Genomic DNA, 17,048 nt, shown 5'->3' on the forward strand with positions numbered 1-17,048 from the left:
AAGGGATGACTGCGGAAGCCGTCATTTCTGATTTCGAGTTGGACTTGGTTGTTTAACGCGTCCTTGTTTCGACACAAGGAAGTTCTTATGCATCCGACGGGCCTTCCTGACAGAGTCGTAATTGTACAGCCCGTTACCAGCGACTAAACTCCCTCGCATGAAACGCTATTTGCGGTGCTGCCTCATTTTCCTGATCAGCTTGGCGCTTCCCCTGAGCGGGATGGCGGGCATTCAGGCACCGACAGTACCTTGCCCGATGAAAACGACGGGCATGACCATGATGGACGATATGAACCCGGACTGCTGCCTTGACATGAGCAGCTCCGCCGATCATGGCAAACCCTGCAAGCCTGGCCAGGAATGCAGGAGCGCCAGTCTGCTACAAGTGTCGTTTGGGAAACCTGCCACCCGTTTGTCCAGTCCGCAGATGCTAACAATCTTCAGCGACTTCCTGCCTGCTTATACCCCGTCCGGGGTGTGGCGACCGCCTCGCGCTTGATTCCTGTACCACACTGAACCTTATCCCGCTCTGCGCGGGAAGGCATATCTGCGCGCATGTCTAATGAGGCGCGCAGTGGATCCTCACAGGAATCGTGAACATGAAACCCAAGTGCTACTGCACCGGTTGGCCCCTCGTGGCCGCCCTGGCGGCAAGCGTGCTGGTATTGCCGAGCTTGGCCGCCGCCCTGACACTCGACGAAGCCTTGCGCCTTGCCGAAACCAATGCACCATCGCTGACCGCCCAAGCGGCCAAACTGCAAGCCGCCAGCAGCGCCGCCATTCCAGCCGGCGAACTACCCGACCCGAAGCTTCTGCTGGGCGTACAAAACTATCCCATCGGCGGCCCTGACCGCTGGCGCCTTGAGCAGGACTTCATGACCATGCAGATGGTCGGCGTCATGCAGGAGGTGCCCAACCGCGACAAACGCAAAGCACGTGTTGAGGTCGCCGAGGCGGCCGTCGATCGAGCTGCGGCTGAAGCTCGTGTGGAGCGTCTGAATGTTCGTCAGGCCACGGCATTAGCCTGGATCAGCAGCTACTCCGTCGAGCGTAAAGAGGCACTGTTCCAGGACTTCTTTCGAGAGAACCGCCTGTTGGCTGATACCGTCCGGGCACAGATCGCCGGCGGTCGCGCTCAACCTGCCGATGCAGTCACGCCCAAACAGGAAGCCGCTCAGTTGGCGGAGCAACAGGACGAATTAATTCGCCTGCGTGCCCAAGCCCGAGCCGCACTCAAACGCTGGATTGGTTCGGCCGCCAATGACCAACCAATCGGCAGCTTGCCGAAGTGGCCCATCGATACGTCGGGGTACGCCCAGAAGCTGCAACATCACCCCGCGCTGACGGCCTTCGCCCCGATGACCCGCGAAGCGCAGGCCAAGGTCCGTGAAGCGGAAGCGGAAAAGCAGTCCGACTGGAGCTGGGAACTCGACTATCAGCGGCGCGGGCGGGAATTTGGCGACATGGTCAGCGTGCAATTCACATTCGACCTGCCACTGTTCCCCGACTCCCGACAAAACCCGAAGATCGCCGCCAAACACGCCGAACTGAATCAGTTGGAGGCCGAGCGCGAAGCGCTCGTACGTGAACATACCCAGCAACTGGAGGACGATCTGGCCGAATACGAGCGTCTGAACCGTGCCGTGCACCGCAGCCAGGACAGTCTGTTACCCCTGGCCAAGGAAAAAGTCGGGCTGACCATGGCCAGCTATCGCGCCGGTAAAAGCGACTTGGCGGCTGTCATCGCTGCCCGACGTGAACTCATCGAGACCCGCCTCAAACACGTCGACTTCGAAGAACAGCGAGCCCTCACTAGTGCTCGCCTGTATTTTGCTTATGGGGACGCCAATCAATGAGCTCTCGAATCTGGAAAGGGGCTTTGCTGACAGGCCTCTCGATTGCCTTGGGCGCTGCCGGCGGTTACTGGTTCGCCCAGCAGCGCATGAGTGCAATGTCTGAGACCACCGCCGAACAACCCCCTGAAACGCAAGAGGAACGCAAAGTACTGTATTGGTACGACCCGATGTCCCCGCAGCAGAAGTTTGATAAACCAGGCAAATCGCCCTTCATGGATATGGAGTTGGTGCCCCGATACGCTGATTCCGCGGCGGATAGTGCGGTCATCAGTATCGACCCAAGCCTGACCCAGAATCTCGGCCTGCGCTTGGCGACAGTCACTCGTGGAGTCCTCGCTTCCAGCCTGGATGTAACCGGTGTGCTGGCGTTCAATGAACGGGATGTCGCGGTGATTCAATCGCGAACTGCCGGCTTTGTGGAGCGGGTGTATGCCCGCGCACCAGGCGATGTGCTCAAAGCCAATGCGCCATTGGCGGATATCCTCGTACCGGAATGGGCTGCTGCTCAGGAAGAATTCCTCGCACTTAAACGTAACGGTGATGCTGACTTGCTGGCAGCGGCACGCCAACGTCTGCGCCTCACGGGAATGCCGGCGACACTGATTACTCAGGTAGAGCGCAGCGGCAAGGTTCAGCCGAACATGACCCTCACCAGTCCCATTGGCGGTGTGCTGCAAGAGTTGGATGTACGAGAGGGAATGACGGTGGCCGCCGGCGAGACCCTGGCACGCGTCAATGGTTTGAGTAGCGTCTGGCTGGCTGTGGCCGTTCCAGAGTCGGAGGCTGGATCGATCGTCGTCGGTCAAACGGTCGAAGCACGTCTGCCAGCCTTCCCTGGGACTGTGCTCAACGGCACGGTCAGCGCGATTCTTCCCGAAACCAATCCGGACAGCCGCACCATTCGTGTACGCGTCGAACTGCCCAACCCTGACGGGCGCCTCAGACCCGGATTGACGGCGCAGGTGCGCCTGAATCATTCGACTGAGCAAAGCGTGTTGTGGGTACCGAGTGAGGCACTCATTCGCACCGGCCGACGCGTCCTGGTGATGCTCGCCGAAGACGCTGGTCGCTACCGTCCCGTAGAAGTGCAACTCGGGCAGGAAAACGAAGGCAAGACGGTGGTGCTGAAAGGTTTGGAAGAAGGCCTGCAGGTGGTTACCTCCGGTCAGTTCCTGCTCGACTCCGAGGCCAGTCTCCAGGGCATCGTCGCAAGCACGATGGAAACGCCACCCTCTACCGCCGTAGCTTCGGCCTTGCATGAGGCGGACGGGCAGATTGTCGAAATCAACAACAACGACGTAACCCTCGCCCATGGTCCGTTCAAGACGCTCGGCATGCCGGGGATGACCATGACCTTCCCATTGGCGGACCCTGCGCTCAGGCAAGGACTCAAGGCGGGCGACAAGGTTCGGATTGCGGTGAGCCAAACCGACGATGGCTTGCGGGTTGAACACCTGGAAAAACCAGGGGGCCAGCCATGATCGCCGCCCTGATTCGCTGGTCAGTGGCCAACCGCTTCCTGGTACTGCTGGTGACGCTCTTCGTCACGCTCTGGGGCGTCTGGTCGGTTCAGAGCACCCCCATTGATGCACTACCGGACCTCTCCGATGTTCAGGTGATCATACGCACCCCTTATCCAGGACAAGCGCCGCAGATCGTTGAAAACCAAGTGACCTACCCGTTGACCACCACCATGCTTTCGGTACCGGGAGCCAAGACCGTACGCGGCTATTCCTTTTTTGGCGACAGCTTCGTTTACGTGCTGTTTGAGGACGGTACGGACTTGTACTGGGCCCGCTCACGGGTGCTGGAATACTTGAGTCAGGTCCAAAGCCGCCTGCCGGCTTCCGCCAAACCGTCCTTGGGACCCGACGCCACAGGTGTGGGCTGGATCTATCAGTATGCACTGGTGGATCGCAGTGGCGGACACGACCTGGCGCAACTGCGGGGCCTGCAGGACTGGTTTCTCAAGTTCGAACTCAAGACCCTGCCCAACGTTGCGGAAGTCGCCACCGTGGGCGGCATGGTCAAGCAGTACCAGGTGCAGCTCGATCCACTCAAATTGGCCAGCTTGGGCATCACTCAAGCTGAGGTGACCGAGGCCATTGGCAAGGCCAATCAGGAAACCGGTGGCGCCGTACTGGAGATGGCGGAGACCGAGTTCATGGTCCGCGCCTCCGGCTATCTGAAGACCCTCAATGACTTTCGCGCGATTCCACTCAAGCTCGGTGCGGCTGGCGTACCGGTGACCCTTGGCGATGTAGCCACAATCCAACTGGGGCCGGAGATGCGTCGTGGCATCACCGAACTCGACGGCGAAGGCGAGACCGTCGGCGGCGTGGTGATTCTGCGCAGCGGCAAGAACGCTCGCGAAACCATTGCCGCGGTCAAGGCCAAACTTGACGACCTGAAAAGCAGCCTGCCGGCCGGGGTGGAAATCGTCACCACCTACGACCGTAGCAAGCTGATCGACCGCGCTGTGAAAAATCTCAGTCACAAACTGCTCGAAGAATTCATCGTCGTCGCGCTGGTCTGCGGGATCTTCCTCTGGCATCTGCGCTCATCCCTGGTGGCTATTATCTCGCTGCCGGTGGGGGTGCTGATTGCCTTCATAGTCATGCGGCACCAAGGGATCAACGCCAATATCATGTCCCTGGGCGGGATCGCTATCGCCATCGGCGCCATGGTAGATGCCGCCGTGGTGATGATCGAAAACGCTCACAAAAAGGTCGAGGCCTGGTACGCGGTCCATCCCGGCGAAGAGCTGAAGGGCGAACATCACTGGCATGTGATGACCGAAGCGGCGGCCGAGGTGGGGCCGGCGCTGTTCTTCTGCCTGTTGATCATCACCCTGTCGTTCATTCCGGTGTTCACCCTGGAGGCGCAAGAGGGTCGCCTGTTTGGCCCCCTCGCCTTCACCAAGACCTATGCCATGGCCGCGGCGGCCGGACTGTCTGTGACCCTGGTACCGGTGCTGATGGGCTACTGGATTCGCGGACGGATCCCCAACGAACAACAGAATCCATTGAACCGCTGGTTGATCAGGATCTATCAACCGGCCCTGGACGCGGTGCTGCGTCGTCCCAAAATCACCCTGCTGGTCGCGCTATTGATTTTTCTCAGCGCGCTATGGCCGATCTCTCGCTTAGGTGGCGAGTTCCTCCCTGCACTGGACGAGGGTGATCTGCTCTATATGCCTTCGGCTCTGCCGGGGTTGTCGGCGCAGAAAGCCGCGCAGCTGTTGCAACAGACTGATCGCCTGATCAAGACCGTCCCCGAAGTCGAACACGTCTTCGGCAAGGCTGGCCGCGCCGAAACCGCCACCGACCCGGCTCCGCTGGAGATGTTCGAGACCACAATCCAGTTCAAACCACGCGAACAGTGGCGTCCCGGTATGACCCAGGAAAAATTGGTGGAAGAGCTGGATCGAGTGGTACGCGCCCCAGGGCTGACCAACATCTGGATACCACCGATCCGCAATCGCATCGACATGCTCGCCACCGGGATCAAGAGTCCGATCGGAGTGAAAATTGCCGGCACCAACCTGACCCAGATCGACGCGGCTACTCAGGCGGTCGAGCGCGTGGCCAAGGATGTGCCCGGGGTCAGTTCAGCCCTGGCCGAACGCCTGACCGGCGGCCGCTATATCGATGTGGACATCGACCGCAAGGCTGCTGCCCGCTACGGGCTGAACATCGCCGATGTGCAGTCGATCGTGGCCGGTGCTATTGGCGGTGAGAACGTCGGGGAGACGATTGAAGGGCTCGCGCGCTTCCCGATCAACGTGCGTTATCCCCGTGAGTGGCGTGACTCGCTCGTCGCCTTGGAGCAGCTGCCGATCTACACCCCTTTAGGGAGTCAGATCACCCTCGGCACCGTGGCAAAGGTCAAGGTCAGCGACGGCCCTCCCATGCTCAAGAGCGAGAACGCCCGGCCTTCCGGCTGGGTGTACATCGACGTGCGTGGCCGGGATATTGCCTCAGTGGTCGCCGACCTGCGCCGGGTCGTCAGTGAGCAGGTCAAGTTGCAGCCAGGTATGAGCCTGAGCTACTCAGGACAGTTCGAATTTCTCGAGCGGGCCAACGCGCGGCTCAAACTGGTAGTACCGGCCACGTTGCTGATCATTTTCGTGCTGCTCTATCTGACGTTCGCCCGCTTCGACGAGGCCTTGCTGATCATGGCCACCCTGCCGTTCGCCCTGACTGGCGGGGCGTGGTTCCTCTATCTGCTGGGGTTCAATCTGTCGGTGGCCACCGGAGTCGGGTTCATCGCCCTGGCCGGCGTGTCGGCCGAATTTGGCGTGATCATGCTGCTTTACCTCAAGAACGCCTGGACCGAGCGAGAAGACGCCGGTGATAACACAGAGCGAGGGTTGATCGCTGCGATTCGTGAAGGCGCGGTGCAGCGGGTCCGACCCAAAGCCATGACTGTGGCGGTCATCATTGCTGGCCTGTTACCGATCCTATTGGGTAGCGGTACCGGTAGCGAAGTGATGAGCCGCATCGCCGCGCCCATGGTCGGTGGCATGGTCACCGCGCCCTTGTTGTCCTTGTTCGTCATTCCGGCGGCCTACCGTTTGATGCGCCGTCGGCACCTTCCAGTTGTATCCATCAACCCTCAAGGGAAAGTCGTATGAAACTCACCCTGATCGCCGTTGCAAGCACCGTTATTGCACTGTCTCTTTATGCCCAGGCAGAGGACATGCCAGGTATGAAGATGGACGATATGCCCATGAACGACATGCAGATGAAACAGGAGGCGAAGCAGGCTCCCGTGGCCAAAGCCGAGGGTACGATCAAGGCCATCGATACAACGAAACACACGGTGACTATCGCCCATGGCGCTGTGCCGGCCGTGCAGTGGCCCGCCATGACCATGGGGTTCAACGCAACAGCCAAACAACTGGCAGGCCTGAAGATTGGGGATCAAGTAGCGTTTGAGTTTCGTGCAGAGGGGATGGCAGCCACAATCGTGTCCATCAAGACTCTGAAGTAGCAATGGAATGGATGCCTGGTCCGACATCCACAAGCTGATATCGGGCCAGTCATCCGTCATTAAAAATGACTCTGACCTATCGCGTCGCTGCAAAGTCCTAAACCGCCGGGAATGCGGGGCTGTGGACGATCCATCTACGTATTAAACCGCCAAAATCATAAAATTTTGGGCATCGCGAAGCGGTGCCAGGCATCGCGCGAAAAAATCCAAAACAGAGCGTCAACTCACACGGAACTGGTGAGGATTCTACTGAGAGCCAGCCGTTTTGTAGGGGTAAAAACGCCTAGAAATAAAAAGGGGTCGCGAAATAAAGTCTCGCAACCCCTTGAATTATATGGTCGGGACGGAGTGATTCGAACACTCGACCCCTAGCACCCCATGCTAGTGCGCTACCGGACTGCGCTACGCCCCGACTAGGCGTTGACTCTGTTCCTCATCTCGAGGAACGCTCAAGAATATATCGCAAGCTTTTGAAAACTGGAAGTATTTAAAAGCAGGAATTTATTTCTTGAGAACCACCAGAACATCTTCGAGCTCGGCGATCATCTGGCGGATCATTTGTTTGTATTGGGTGGTGTCGTCTTTGGCTTCATCGCCGGACAAACGCAAGCGTGCGCCGCCGATGGTGAACCCCTGATCATAAAGAAGCGCGCGGATCTGCCGGATCATCAGCACGTCCTGGCGCTGATAATACCGGCGGTTTCCGCGGCGTTTGACGGGGTTGAGTTGAGGAAACTCCTGCTCCCAGTAGCGCAGCACGTGCGGTTTTACCGCACACAGCTCGCTGACTTCACCAATGGTGAAGTAGCGTTTGCCCGGGATGACGGGTAGTTCGTCGTTATGACTTGGTTCCAGCATAAGCCTCAACTCGGGCCTTCAACTTCTGCCCTGGACGAAAGGTGACCACACGGCGAGCCGTGATCGGGATTTCTTCTCCCGTTTTCGGATTGCGGCCAGGCCGCTGGCGTTTGTCCCGAAGGTCGAAATTGCCGAAACCGGACAATTTGACTTGTTCGTTGTCTTCAAGAGCGTGCCTGATTTCTTCAAAAAACAGTTCGACCAATTCCTTGGCTTCCCGCTTGTTCAGGCCCAGCTCTTCATACAGACGTTCCGCCATCTCAGCTTTCGTCAAAGCCCCCATACGTCACTTCCTTAACGTGGCGTTCAACCTTTGTTCGAGCGAGGTGAGGATGTTTTGCGTCGTGGTATTCACCTCATCGTCATTAAGAGTGCGCGATGGATGCTGCCAGGTCAAGCCAACTGCAAGGCTTTTTCTATGCGGATCAATGCCTTTACCCTGATACACGTCAAATAGCCTGAGGTCCGTCAGCCATTCGCCTGCATTTTCACGGATTACGTCCAGTACGGCAGTGGCCGCAACGTCTTTGTCCGCCAGCAGTGCAAGGTCACGACGCACTTCAGGAAAGCGCGATAACTCTTGGAATTTAGGCATTTTGCCCGCAGCCACTTCGGCCAGAACCAGCTCGAAAACGAAGACCGGACGATCGAGACCGAGGGTTTTCGACAATTCAGGGTGAATCGCGCCAACGAAACCTACCAAACGGCCTTCACGTTCGATGCGCGCGGTTTGACCCGGGTGCAATGCTGGGTGTTTGCCCGGCACGAAAGTGAACGAGCCCAGTGCACCGGCGAAGCCCAGCACCGCTTCCACATCGGCTTTGACGTCGAAGAAATCCACGACATCGCGACCTTGTGCCCAGCCTTCCGGCAGACGGCTACCGCACACCACACCCGCCAGCATCGGCTCTTGCTTGAGGCCTTCCAGCTGACCGACGAAGCGCAGACCGCTTTCGAACAGGCGGACGCGATCCTGCTGGCGGTTCAGGTTGTGCTGAAGCGCCTTGACCAGACCCGGCCACAGGGACGAACGCATGGCAGCCATGTCGTTGGAAATCGGGTTGGCCAACAGCAGTGGCTCGACACCCGGATTAAACAACTCGAACTGTTTCGGATCGATGAAGCTGTAAGTAATCGCTTCCTGATAACCACGGGCCACCAACAGACGGCGCAGCTCAGGCAGATCGCTACGCGCTTCAGCCTTGGCTTGCGGCGCCAGACGGGCTTGCGGGTAGCGAACCGGCAGACGGTTGTAACCGTACAGACGGGCCAGCTCTTCGATCAGGTCGACTTCCAGGCTGATATCGAAACGGAAGCTTGGCACTTCTACGCGCCACTGCCCTGCCCCGTCAGCAGAAATGGCCAGGCCCAAGGCGCTGAGCAGACGCTCGACTTCGGCCGAATCCATTTCCATACCCAGCATCTGGGTAATGCGCTGGGCACGCAGGGTGATCGGCGCGATCGACGGCAGGTGCTGCTCGCTGACAGTTTCGATAATCGGGCCAGCTTCGCCACCGGTGATGTCCAGCAGCAGGCCAGTGGCACGCTCCATGGCTTCACGGGCCAGTTGCCAGTCCACGCCACGCTCATAGCGGTGCGAGGCATCGGTGTGCAGGCCATAGGAACGGGCCTTGCCAGCAACGGCAATCTGATCGAAGAACGCGCTTTCGAGGAAGATATCCCGAGTGGTCGCGGTGTTGACGCCGCTGTGCTCGCCGCCCATCACGCCGGCGATAGCCAGGGCGCGGGTGTGGTCGGCGATCACCAGCGTATCGCTACGCAGGCTGACTTCCTGACCGTCGAGCAACACCAGCTTCTCGCCGTCTTCGGCCATGCGTACGCGGATACCACCATTGATTTCGGCGAGATCGAAGGCGTGCAGCGGCTGACCTAGCTCCAGCATCACGTAGTTGGTGATGTCGACAGCGGCATCGATGCTGCGCACGTCGGCACGACGCAGACGCTCGACCATCCACAGCGGCGTAGGCTTGGACAGGTCAACGTTACGGATCACACGACCCAGGTAACGCGGGCAAGCAGCCGGCGCCAGCACTTCAACCGAACGCACTTCGTCGTGCACGGCAGGAACGGTGGCGATGACCGGACGGGTGACTTCAGCGGCGTACAGCGCGCCGACTTCACGGGCCAGACCGGCCAGGGACAAGCAGTCGCCGCGGTTCGGGGTCAGGTCGACTTCGATGCTGGCGTCGTCCAGGCTCAGGAACTCACGAATGTCCTGACCGACCGGCGCATCGGCCGGCAATTCCATCAGGCCGTCGTTGCCTTCGCCGATTTGCAGTTCGGCCTGCGAGCACAGCATGCCGTTGGACTCAACGCCACGCAGCTTGGCTTTCTTGATTTTGAAGTCGCCCGGCAGTTCGGCACCGATCATGGCGAACGGGATCTTCAGGCCCGGGCGCACGTTTGGCGCACCGCAAACGACCTGGAAAGTCTCCGCGCCACTGCTGACCTGGCAAACGCGCAGCTTGTCGGCGTCCGGGTGTTGCTCGGTGCTCAGCACCTCGCCCACCACCACGCCACTGAATTCACCGGCGGCCGGCGTAACGCTATCGACCTCAAGACCGGCCATCGACAGACGAGCAACCAGCTCGTCGCGACCTACCTGCGGGCTTACCCAGCCACGCAGCCATTGTTCACTGAATTTCATCCTGCTCTCCTAAGAATTCGTTACGACTAGCGAAATTGCGCGAGGAACCGCAAGTCGTTGTCGAAGAACAGACGCAAGTCGTTCACGCCGTAACGCAGCATGGCCAGACGCTCAACGCCCATGCCGAAGGCAAAGCCCGAAAACTCTTCCGGGTCGATCCCGGACATACGCAGCACGTTCGGGTGAACCATGCCGCAGCCCATGACTTCCAGCCAGCCCGTCTGCTTGCAGACGCGGCAGCCTTTACCGCTGCACATCACGCATTCCATGTCGACTTCGGCGGACGGCTCGGTGAACGGGAAGTACGAAGGGCGGAAACGCACGGCCAGTTCTTTTTCGAAGAACACGCGCAGGAACTCTTCGATGGTCCCTTTCAGGTCGGCGAAGTTGATGTCGCGATCAACCAGCAGGCCTTCGACCTGGTGGAACATCGGCGAGTGGGTGATATCGGAGTCGCTACGGTACACACGGCCTGGGCAGACGATGCGGATCGGCGGTTGTTTCGATTCCATGGTGCGAACCTGTACCGGCGAGGTATGGGTGCGCAGCAACATGTTGGCATTGAAATAGAAGGTGTCATGCATCGACCGGGCCGGGTGATGGCCTGGGATGTTGAGCGCTTCGAAGTTGTGGTAGTCGTCTTCGACCTCAGGGCCTTCGGCGATGCCGTAGCCGATGTGAGTGAAGAACTGTTCGATACGTTCCAGAGTGCGAGTAACCGGATGCAGACCACCCGAGGTCTGGCCGCGGCCAGGCAGGGTCACGTCAATGGACTCGGAGGACAGTTTGGCGGCCAGATCGGCCTCTTCAAACAGTGCCTTGCGCGCATTGAGAACCTCTGTGACACGCTCCTTGGCAACGTTGATCAGCGCGCCGACTTGCGGACGCTCTTCTGCCGGCAAATTCCCCAAGGTCTTCATCACCTGAGTCAATTCGCCCTTTTTACCAAGGTAGTGAACCCGGATTTGCTCCAGGGCATTGATATCTTCAGCGCTTTGCACAGCCTCTAGTGCTTGAGAGACGAGCGCATCCAGGTTTTCCATGTACAGACTCCAGATACAAAATAGGGGAAGAGCTTGAAGGCTCTTCCCCTATTTATGACGTTTAACACCTGGCCCCACAGAGGTGAGGCCGGGTGACTGTCGGGGGTACTTAAGCCAAGGTGGCTTTAGCTTTCTCGACAATCGCAGCAAACGCCGCTTTTTCGTTCACTGCCAGATCAGCCAGAACCTTACGGTCGATCTCGATGGACGCTTTTTTCAGGCCGGCGATGAAACGGCTGTAGGACAGACCGTTGATACGTGCACCAGCGTTGATACGAGCGATCCACAGAGCGCGGAACTGACGTTTTTTCTGACGACGGTCACGGTAGGCGTATTGGCCTGCCTTGATTACCGCTTGCTTGGCAACACGGAATACGCGCGAGCGAGCGCCGTAGTAGCCTTTAGCAAGTTTCAGAATTTTTTTGTGACGTTTACGGGCAATGACGCCACGCTTTACACGAGCCATGAGTTACTTCCTCTATTCTTGACTAAAATTAACGAAGGCGCAGCATGCGCTCGACTTTTGCCACGTCAGACGGATGCAGCAAGCTGCTACCGCGCAGTTGACGCTTACGCTTGGTCGACATTTTAGTCAGGATGTGGCTCTTGAAAGCGTGCTTGTGCTTGATACCGTTAGCAGTTTTCAGAAACCGCTTAGCAGCACCACTTTTCGTTTTCATTTTTGGCATGTTCGGATACTCCGCATTCAGTTGATAAACATAATCAGAAGGCCTGCCGTGCCCTGTTGATTACTTCTTCTTTTTCGGGGCGATGACCATGATCAGCTGGCGTCCTTCCATCTTAGGATGCTGTTCGACCGAACCGTACTCGAGCAAGTCACCTTCAACTCGCTTGAGGAGTTCCATCCCCAGCTCCTGGTGGGCCATCTCACGGCCGCGGAATCGCAAGGATACCTTGGCCCTGTCCCCATCACTCAGGAAACGTACCAGGTTGCGCAGTTTTACCTGGTAATCCCCTTCCTCCGTCCCTGGACGAAACTTGATTTCTTTAACCTGAATCTGCTTCTGGTTTTTCTTGGCTGCGGCAACCTGCTTCTTCTTCTCGAAGATCGATTTGCCGTAGTCCATCAGTTTGCAAACAGGGGGTACTGCATCGGCGGAAATCTCCACCAGATCCAGCTTGGCCTCTTCAGCCTTAAGAAGCGCGTCTTCAATTGACACAATCCCAAGCTGTTCACCTTCAGCCCCAATTAACCGAACCTCGCGTGCCGAGATATTCTCGTTGATCGGGGCTTTCGGTGCAGCTCGTTTATCTTGTCTCATTTCACGCTTAATAATAATTACTCCGAATCTGGGCGACCACGCCGGGAAACCGCTTGCGCGAGAAACTCAGCGAACTGGGCGACGGGCATCGAGCCCAGGTCAGCACCTTCACGAGTACGCACAGCGACAGTCTGCATCTCGACTTCCCGATCTCCGATAACCAAGAGATAGGGAACCTTGAGCAAAGTATGCTCGCGGATTTTAAAGCCGATCTTTTCATTTCTCAAGTCAGACTTGGCACGAAATCCGCTTTCATTGAGGGTTTTTTCAACCTCAGCGGCAAAATCGGCCTGTTTATCAGTGATATTCATGATCACTGCCTGGGTCGGAGCCAGCCACGCGGGGAATGCACCCTCGTAGTGCTCGATCAGGATTCCGACGAAACGTTCGAAGGAGCCCAGGATCGCTCGGTGCAACATCACCGGGTGCTTGCGACTGTTGTCTTCGGAGACGTATTCGGCTCCCAGACGGACAGGCAGGTTAAAATCGAGCTGAAGGGTACCACACTGCCAGACACGGCCGAGGCAATCTTTCAGCGAGAACTCGATCTTCGGACCGTAGAACGCACCCTCACCCGGCTGCAGATCGTACGGCAGGCCCGCGCTATCAAGGGCTGCAGCAAGTGCAGCTTCGGCGCGATCCCACAGTTCGTCGGAACCGACGCGTTTTTCCGGACGAGTGGACAGCTTCATTTCGACGTCTTTGAAGCCGAAGTCGGCATAGACGTCCATGGTCAGCTTGATGAACGCAGCGGATTCGGCCTGCATCTGCTCTTCAGTACAGAAGATGTGAGCATCGTCCTGAGTGAAGGCGCGAACGCGCATGATGCCGTGCAGCGCACCCGACGGCTCGTTACGGTGGCAGGCCCCGAACTCCGCCAGACGCATCGGCAACTCGCGGTAGCTTTTCAGGCCCTGGTTGAACACCTGCACGTGGCAAGGGCAGTTCATCGGCTTGATGGCGTAGTCGCGGTTTTCCGACTGGGTGGTGAACATGTTGTCGGCGTAGTTGGCCCAGTGCCCGGATTTCTCCCACAGGCTGCGGTCAACGACTTGTGGAGTCTTGATCTCCAGATAGCCGTTGTCGCGCTGAACCTTGCGCATGTACTGCTCGAGCACCTGGTACAGAGTCCAGCCGTTCGGGTGCCAGAACACCATGCCCGGCGATTCTTCCTGGGTGTGGAACAGGCCCAGGCGCTTGCCGATTTTGCGGTGATCGCGCTTTTCAGCTTCTTCAATGCGCTGGATGTAAGCTGCCAGCTGCTTCTTGTCCGCCCATGCGGTGCCGTAAACGCGCTGCAATTGCTCGTTCTTGGCATCACCACGCCAGTAGGCGCCGGACAGCTTGGTCAGCTTGAAGGATTTCAGGAAGCGCGTATTCGGCACGTGCGGGCCGCGGCACATGTCGACGTATTCTTCGTGATAGTACAGGCCCATGGCCTGCTCGTTCGGCATGTCCTCGACCAGACGCAGTTTGTAGTCTTCGCCGCGGGCCTTGAACACTTCGATCACTTCGGCGCGCGGAGTGACTTTCTTGATCACGTCGTAATCTTTCTCGATCAGCTGCTGCATGCGCTGTTCGATAGCAGCCAGGTCGTCCGGCGTGAAAGGACGCTCGAAGGCGATGTCGTAATAGAAGCCTTCGTCGATGACCGGGCCGATGACCATCTTGGCCGTCGGGTACAGCTGCTTGACCGCGTGGCCAACCAGATGAGCGCAAGAGTGGCGAATGATCTCCAGCCCCTCTTCATCCTTTGGCGTAATGATTTGCAGCGAGGAATCGCTGTCGATGATGTCGCTGGCGTCGACCAGCTTGCCATTGACCTTGCCGGCCACGGTGGCCTTGGCCAGACCGGCACCGATGGATGCGGCGACCTCGGCTACGGAAACCGGGTGATCGAATGAACGTTGACTGCCGTCGGGAAGAGTAATAGTTGGCATGGCGCCTCCTCTCCTAGTGGTGACCCCTACCAAAGGTCACGTGGGTTGGGATGAGCCAGTACAAGATCCGATCCAGGCCATTCAATAACGAACGCCTGCCTTACAGCGGCAGGAGCCTTGCGGCCAACCGGAAAACCGAACCAGAGTGACTGGGATTCAAATCAGGGTTATTCGTGCCGCTGCCGCTGCCGGGACTGAAGGTCATCCGGAGCCTGCAAACGCCCGAGCGAGGCATGCTAGCACAGATGAACGGTCATCGCGGTGGCAAGGTTTTGTGCTTGGGCAAATCAGGCATTTTTATGCCAGAGTGCTGAACTTGAACCCCGCTTTACCCCTCAGATAACAAGACATTGACCCAATAGGAGCATCTCAGCATGCGTCTGAATCGTTTATTCGCCGTCGTCGCACCCGTTGTCCTGTTGCTGCCGCTGGCTGCCCATGCCGATTGGCCAAAGGGCGAACGCGAGAAATACATGGCTCAGTGCACTCAGGCGGCTACTCCGCAGATCGGCGCTGCGGCAGCCAAGTCACACTGCGCTTGCGGTGCCGACGCGATCAAGTCGTACCCGGCCAGCGACATTCAGGCCCTGATGGATAACAAGGCCAGCCCGGAACTGCAACAAAAGGCACTGGGCCAGATCGCCAAATGCAAGGCCAATACACCGGCGAAAAAGTGAGGAAAAAGTCCTTTTGACTCGGCCGAACACTGATAAAAAGTGCCGGATTTCAGCTTTTTCGTACGATTTATGCAGGTTTTACAGCTTTTTTTATTGTCTTTACTTTCGGCTGAAAGCCTTTTAAACCGGGGCTTTCAGCCACACGAAGCAACAAAGAAAACGTGACTGCAGGGCAAACAGCACACCCAGGGGGCTCCCAAAGCGAACATTTCGACTATGATACTCCCGTGTGCCCAGTTGGCCTGAGCAGCACAGTACTACTGAAAATATAAGTTTCTTGGAGATACACCATGTCTAATCGCCAAACCGGCACCGTTAAATGGTTCAACGATGAAAAAGGCTTCGGCTTCATCACTCCTCAAGGTGGCGGTGACGACCTGTTCGTACACTTCAAAGCTATCGAAAGCGACGGTTTCAAAAGCCTGAAAGAAGGCCAGACCGTTTCCTTCGTGGCTGAGAAAGGCCAAAAGGGTATGCAAGCTGCACAAGTCCGCGCAGAGTAATTTTCTGCCGCACTAAAAAAACCCCGTCCATGTGACGGGGTTTTTTATGGGCGAAACAAAAGCCAGAAGCAATCAACCGCAGTTGACGCGAGTAACCACCAGGTTGTTATCAGTGTTCAGGTTCAGGCGATCGGAGCGGTATTCCAGGGTCACCATATCGTCAGGCTTGAGGAACCGGGCATTCTGCGCGCCTGCGCGCGTACGTGCCTGCTCCAGCAGTTCGGGCGAAGCCTTTTTGCCAATGGTGAATTCGGCGGCCTTTGCTTCACAACGGCTGTGACCGGTGTCGGTCGCCACAGGGTCCTTTGCCGACTCGGTGGACGTACTGCTGCAACCGGCCAGCAGAGTGGCGGCCAACAAAGTACCCAATGACGCGAGCTTCCAAGGCATGAAGCCTCCTTTTTTCAATAGTTGAGCTGAGATCGTGCGACCGCCATTTTGACGTTTGGTTTCAAGGTGGGCGCTATCGCCCTGCCATCGATCCGGACAGCGGCGAGTGTGCCTGAGCATCACCCTGCCGCTCATCCCTCAATCGTGACTGAATATGAACGGCGCTTAATAAACGTCGATGTAGTCGAAAGGCGGCTTCGGCCAGTTCTCCTTGAGTGCATTGAAGATCTGCATGACCCAGACTTCATCGCTGGCCGCGACCAATCCGACATAGCCGGAACCCTTGGCCCACGTCTCCAGGCGAAACAGCAATCCGTCGATGTCGGTGCCGCCCACAATGCCCGACGAAATGTAGGCGATGCCGCCTTTGGTGACCCGCAGCTGGGTGTGCTCCTCGTCGCTGGCAGAGGCCAGCAGCTGACGCACCGCTTCCAGGGTCAAGCCGTCAGGCGTATTCAAATCGATCTGCACAGCACGGTCCTTGAAAATCCATCAAAGACCAAGTGTCGCATAGCCCTCGCCTCATGCCTAAGTCGGAGTGCCAAACGTCCCGCAAAATGGTTAACTCGACACTCAGACATCTCGATTTCACGAGCGCCATCATGACCACCGTAAGCATCGACGCCAACATCACAATCAAGTGGCCACAGGGCCACAGCTCTTACAGCCCCGGCAGCCCGGAAGAGTTGGCAATCATTGGTATCGATTTGCTGGTCAAGGAACTGGGGACACAAGCAGCCCAGACATTCATCGCCCAGATACTCGAGAAGTACCCCGCCGACTATATGGGCCTGACAGATAGCGAATGAATGTAAAAACCCGCAGGCTGGCACCT

At 57.8% G+C, this 17,048-nt stretch carries 18 protein-coding genes and 1 tRNA gene; 8 read left to right on the top strand and 11 right to left on the bottom strand.

Annotated features, from left to right (window positions below; genetic code table 11):
* Nucleotides 1-157: 157 nt before the first annotated feature.
* The 5 genes from ACA044_RS20025 to ACA044_RS20045 all read left to right on the top strand — a co-directional run bounded on the left by ACA044_RS20025 (nt 158) and on the right by ACA044_RS20045 (nt 6,851).
* Nucleotides 158-499, top strand: coding sequence for a hypothetical protein (locus tag ACA044_RS20025; protein ID WP_497442949.1), 342 nt, complete (start codon nt 158-160; stop codon nt 497-499).
* A 100-nt stretch (nt 500-599) separates the two neighbouring features.
* Nucleotides 600-1,856: a TolC family protein gene (locus ACA044_RS20030; RefSeq protein WP_497442950.1), complete on the top strand. Its 1,257-nt coding sequence runs from the start codon at nt 600-602 to the stop codon at nt 1,854-1,856.
* Complete coding sequence (locus ACA044_RS20035) at nt 1,853-3,337, top strand: efflux RND transporter periplasmic adaptor subunit (RefSeq protein ID WP_497442951.1); 1,485 nt, start codon at nt 1,853-1,855, stop codon at nt 3,335-3,337. Before ACA044_RS20030 ends, ACA044_RS20035 begins: the two co-directional genes overlap by 4 nt.
* Nucleotides 3,334-6,492, top strand: coding sequence for an efflux RND transporter permease subunit (locus ACA044_RS20040; RefSeq protein ID WP_497442952.1), 3,159 nt, complete (start codon nt 3,334-3,336; stop codon nt 6,490-6,492). The genes ACA044_RS20035 and ACA044_RS20040 overlap by 4 nt, the downstream gene beginning before the upstream one ends.
* A complete protein-coding gene (locus ACA044_RS20045; RefSeq protein WP_030131280.1) occupies nt 6,489-6,851 on the top strand; it encodes a copper-binding protein in 363 nt (120 codons plus the stop codon). Before ACA044_RS20040 ends, ACA044_RS20045 begins: the two co-directional genes overlap by 4 nt.
* Nucleotides 6,852-7,186: 335 nt before the next feature.
* Here ACA044_RS20045 and ACA044_RS20050 read toward each other — a convergent pair.
* The 9 genes from ACA044_RS20050 to thrS form a co-directional block, all read right to left on the bottom strand.
* A tRNA-Pro gene (locus ACA044_RS20050) sits at nt 7,187-7,263 on the bottom strand.
* 89 nt (nt 7,264-7,352) lie between these two features.
* On the bottom strand, nt 7,353-7,709 hold the full coding sequence (locus tag ACA044_RS20055; RefSeq protein WP_003179985.1) for a MerR family transcriptional regulator: 357 nt from the start codon (nt 7,707-7,709) through the stop codon (nt 7,353-7,355).
* Nucleotides 7,690-7,992: an integration host factor subunit alpha gene (gene ihfA, locus ACA044_RS20060; RefSeq protein ID WP_002553164.1), complete on the bottom strand. Its 303-nt coding sequence runs from the start codon at nt 7,990-7,992 to the stop codon at nt 7,690-7,692. The genes ACA044_RS20055 and ihfA overlap by 20 nt, the downstream gene beginning before the upstream one ends.
* A gap of 3 nt (nt 7,993-7,995) precedes the next feature.
* Nucleotides 7,996-10,377, bottom strand: coding sequence for a phenylalanine--tRNA ligase subunit beta (gene pheT / locus ACA044_RS20065; RefSeq protein ID WP_497442953.1), 2,382 nt, complete (start codon nt 10,375-10,377; stop codon nt 7,996-7,998).
* 26 nt (nt 10,378-10,403) lie between these two features.
* Nucleotides 10,404-11,420, bottom strand: coding sequence for a phenylalanine--tRNA ligase subunit alpha (gene pheS / locus ACA044_RS20070; protein WP_497442954.1), 1,017 nt, complete (start codon nt 11,418-11,420; stop codon nt 10,404-10,406).
* Between the two features lie 109 nt (nt 11,421-11,529).
* Nucleotides 11,530-11,886: a 50S ribosomal protein L20 gene (gene rplT, locus ACA044_RS20075; protein WP_007905879.1), complete on the bottom strand. Its 357-nt coding sequence runs from the start codon at nt 11,884-11,886 to the stop codon at nt 11,530-11,532.
* 28 nt (nt 11,887-11,914) lie between these two features.
* A complete protein-coding gene (gene rpmI, locus ACA044_RS20080; RefSeq protein WP_002553160.1) occupies nt 11,915-12,109 on the bottom strand; it encodes a 50S ribosomal protein L35 in 195 nt (64 codons plus the stop codon).
* A gap of 60 nt (nt 12,110-12,169) precedes the next feature.
* A complete protein-coding gene (infC, locus tag ACA044_RS20085; RefSeq protein WP_172668659.1) occupies nt 12,170-12,721 on the bottom strand; it encodes a translation initiation factor IF-3 in 552 nt (183 codons plus the stop codon).
* Nucleotides 12,721-14,643 carry a threonine--tRNA ligase gene (thrS, locus tag ACA044_RS20090; protein ID WP_008007259.1) on the bottom strand — a complete coding sequence of 641 codons (1,923 nt, stop codon included), beginning with the start codon at nt 14,641-14,643 and terminating at the stop codon, nt 12,721-12,723. Before thrS ends, infC begins: the two co-directional genes overlap by 1 nt.
* A gap of 374 nt (nt 14,644-15,017) precedes the next feature.
* On the opposite strand from thrS, the gene ACA044_RS20095 reads away from it, so the two are divergent.
* Both ACA044_RS20095 and ACA044_RS20100 read left to right on the top strand, forming a co-directional pair.
* Nucleotides 15,018-15,320, top strand: a complete 303-nt coding sequence (locus ACA044_RS20095) for a hypothetical protein (protein ID WP_497442955.1) — start codon at nt 15,018-15,020, stop codon at nt 15,318-15,320.
* Between the two features lie 290 nt (nt 15,321-15,610).
* Nucleotides 15,611-15,823, top strand: a complete 213-nt coding sequence (locus ACA044_RS20100; RefSeq protein ID WP_007905882.1) for a cold-shock protein — start codon at nt 15,611-15,613, stop codon at nt 15,821-15,823.
* 72 nt (nt 15,824-15,895) lie between these two features.
* Here the strand turns inward: ACA044_RS20100 and ACA044_RS20105 are convergent, their stop codons facing one another.
* A complete protein-coding gene (locus ACA044_RS20105; protein ID WP_223483674.1) occupies nt 15,896-16,213 on the bottom strand; it encodes an I78 family peptidase inhibitor in 318 nt (105 codons plus the stop codon).
* Between the two features lie 165 nt (nt 16,214-16,378).
* Nucleotides 16,379-16,684, bottom strand: a complete 306-nt coding sequence (locus ACA044_RS20110; protein ID WP_497442956.1) for a hypothetical protein — start codon at nt 16,682-16,684, stop codon at nt 16,379-16,381.
* 131 nt (nt 16,685-16,815) lie between these two features.
* On the opposite strand from ACA044_RS20110, the gene ACA044_RS20115 reads away from it, so the two are divergent.
* A complete protein-coding gene (locus ACA044_RS20115; protein WP_007905889.1) occupies nt 16,816-17,022 on the top strand; it encodes a hypothetical protein in 207 nt (68 codons plus the stop codon).
* Nucleotides 17,023-17,048: the final 26 nt, after the last annotated feature.

Source organism: Pseudomonas sp. LBUM1673, assembly GCF_059695645.1.